Annotated in this window: 3 protein-coding genes; 2 read left to right on the forward strand and 1 reads right to left on the reverse strand. The window is 64.9% G+C overall.

The features are described from left to right. Both PMI42_RS12445 and PMI42_RS12450 read left to right on the forward strand, forming a co-directional pair. Window positions 1–669: SDR family NAD(P)-dependent oxidoreductase (locus PMI42_RS12445; protein WP_008134360.1), on the forward strand; the 669-nt coding region annotated here is incomplete at its 5' end. A gap of 13 nt (window positions 670–682) precedes the next feature. Then, complete coding sequence (locus PMI42_RS12450; RefSeq protein WP_008134361.1) at window positions 683–1828, forward strand: acyl-CoA dehydrogenase family protein; 1146 nt, start codon at window positions 683–685, stop codon at window positions 1826–1828. 116 nt (window positions 1829–1944) lie between these two features. Here PMI42_RS12450 and PMI42_RS12455 read toward each other — a convergent pair. Beyond that, window positions 1945–2480: helix-turn-helix transcriptional regulator (locus PMI42_RS12455; RefSeq protein WP_008134364.1), on the reverse strand; the 536-nt coding region annotated here is incomplete at its 5' end.

The raw sequence follows: 2480 nt of genomic DNA on the forward strand, positions 1-2480 counted from the left end.
GGCGGCGACGCGGCCGCCGTGAACGGCAGCGTCTCGGAAGCGGGTTTCGCCGACCGCTTCGTCGGGGCTGCGCTGGACAAGTTTGGCGGGCTCGACATCATCGTCAACAATGCCGGCTACACCTGGGACTCCACAATCCAGAAGATGACGGACGAGCAGTTCCAGGCCATGCTCGACGTCCATCTCGTCGCCCCGTTCCGCATCCTGCGTGCTGCCGCCGAGCCGATCCGCGTCTTCGCCAGAAAGGAAGCCGAGGAGGGCCGCGAGGTATTCCGCAAGGTCGTCAACATCTCCTCGATCGCAGGCCTCTACGGCAACGCCGGACAGGCGAGCTATTCCTCGGCCAAGGCCTCGCTGATCGGGCTGACCCGAACCATGTGCAAGGAGTGGGGACGCTACAAGGTCAATGTGAATTGCGTCGCCTTCGGCCTCATCAACACCCGCCTGACCCAGCCGATCGAGGCGCAGCAGAAGACCATCGACGTCGCCGGCCGCGACATCAAGGTGGGCGTGCAGCCGCAGATGCTGGAGGCGATGTCGCGCATGATCCCGCTTGGCCGCGGCGGCACGCCGGAAGAGGCGGCCGACGCCGTCTATCTGTTCTGCAGCCCGGAATCCAATTATATCAGCGGCCAGGTGGTCGTCGCCGGTGGCGGCCTGATTGTCTGAGAGCGAGGTCCTGATGCATTACCGATCGTCGTGGATGACCGAAGAGCTGGATACGTTCCGCGACCAGTTCCGGAAGTATCTTGCCAAGGACCTGGCGCCGCATGCCGAGAAATGGCGCGAGCAGAAAATGGTCGACCGCTTCGCCTGGCGCGGGCTCGGCGAGATGGGCGCGCTCCTGGCGAGCGTGCCGGAAGAATATGGCGGCCTGGGCGCGACCTTCGCCTATGACGCCGCGGTGCTCGATGATCTCGAGAGCACGGTGCCGGAGCTGACGACCGGCGTCTCCGTGCACAGCGCCATCGTCGCCCACTACATCCTCAATTACGGCTCGGAGGAGCAGAAGAAGCGCTGGCTGCCGAAGATGGCCTCGGGCGAGATGGTCGGCGCCATCGCCATGACCGAGCCCGGCACCGGCTCGGATTTGCAAGCCGTCAAGACCACGGCGAAGAAGCAGGGCAATTCCTATGTCATCAACGGCCAGAAGACGTTCATCACCAACGGCCAGGCCGCCGATCTCGTCGTCGTGGTCGCACGCACCGGCGATGTCGGTGCCAAGGGCATTTCGCTGATCGTGGTCGAGACGGCGGGCGCCGATGGCTATAAGCGCGGGCGCAACCTCGACAAGATCGGCCTGCACGCCTCCGACACGTCGGAATTGTTCTTCGACAACGTCACGGTGCCGCCGGAAAACCTGCTCGGCAAGGAAGAGGGCCAGGGTTTTGTTCAGCTGATGCAGCAATTGCCGCAGGAGCGGCTCGCGCTCGCGGTCGGCGCCGTCGCATCGATGGAACGCGCGGTGAAACTCACCACCGCGTACACCAAGGAACGGAAGGCGTTCGGCAAGCCGCTGATGGATTTCCAGAACACCGCCTTCACGCTTGCCGAGCGCAAGACCGAAGCCATGATCGCGCGCGTCTTCGTCGACTGGTGCATCGAGCAGCTGATCGCCGGGGATCTCGACACGGTCACGGCGTCGATGGCGAAATACTGGTGCTCGGACAAGCAGGTCCAGACCGCCGACGAATGCCTCCAGCTGTTCGGGGGCTACGGCTACATGCAGGAATACCCGATCTCGCGCATCTTCATCGATTCCCGGATCCAGAAGATCTATGGCGGCACCAACGAGATCATGAAGCTGCTGATCGCGCGGTCGCTGTAGCGCTGGTTCACCTCAGGCGAAGGGCGTTTGAGGCAGTATCGTTCCACAAAAAGCACTGCCGTCCCGGCGACGGCGGAGCAACGGCGTTGCCGCAAGCCCGTTTCGCCCAACCTCCCTCACCGCGCACGCCAGTCGCGCGGCCGGCAGCCGAAGCGCTGCTTGAAGCGCCGGGTGAAGTGGGAGAGGTCCGAAAAACCCCAGTCGAACGCGATGGCGCCGATCGCGCGGCCGCAGAGCGCCGGATCCTTCAGGTCCGCAGCTGCGCCGACCAGCCGGCGGTCCATCACATAGTCCGAAAACGTCGTGCCGGAGCGCTCGAACAGCTTGTGGACATAACGCTCGCTGATGCCGACGGCGCCGGCAACCGCTGCGACCGTCAGCCCCGGCTCGCGCAGCCGCTCGTGAATGGCACGGCGCAGCGCCAGCACGGTGGCATCCGCAAAACTTGCAGCTTCCGCCGTCTGCGCCCGCGAGCGGCGCGACAGGCTGAGCGCAACGAGATCGAGCAGCACGTCGAACAGCCGAACGCTGTCCTCTTGCGCCATCCGCAATGCGCCGGCGTTCAGGGCGCGCGCGGTCTCGACGATGAGATGACCGACATGAGGATCGTCGGACACGCGCTCGGCCCTGAAATCGAACGACGGCGGGCGGC

Source organism: Bradyrhizobium sp. YR681 (assembly GCF_000282615.1).
Classification (GTDB): Bacteria; Pseudomonadota; Alphaproteobacteria; order Rhizobiales; family Xanthobacteraceae; genus Bradyrhizobium.

What these genes read in the sequence shown, in the direction of transcription:
- PMI42_RS12450 (WP_008134361.1), top strand. Translation starts at nt 683, where the DNA reads ATGCATTACCGATCGTCGTGGATGACCGAAGAGCTGGATACGTTCCGC.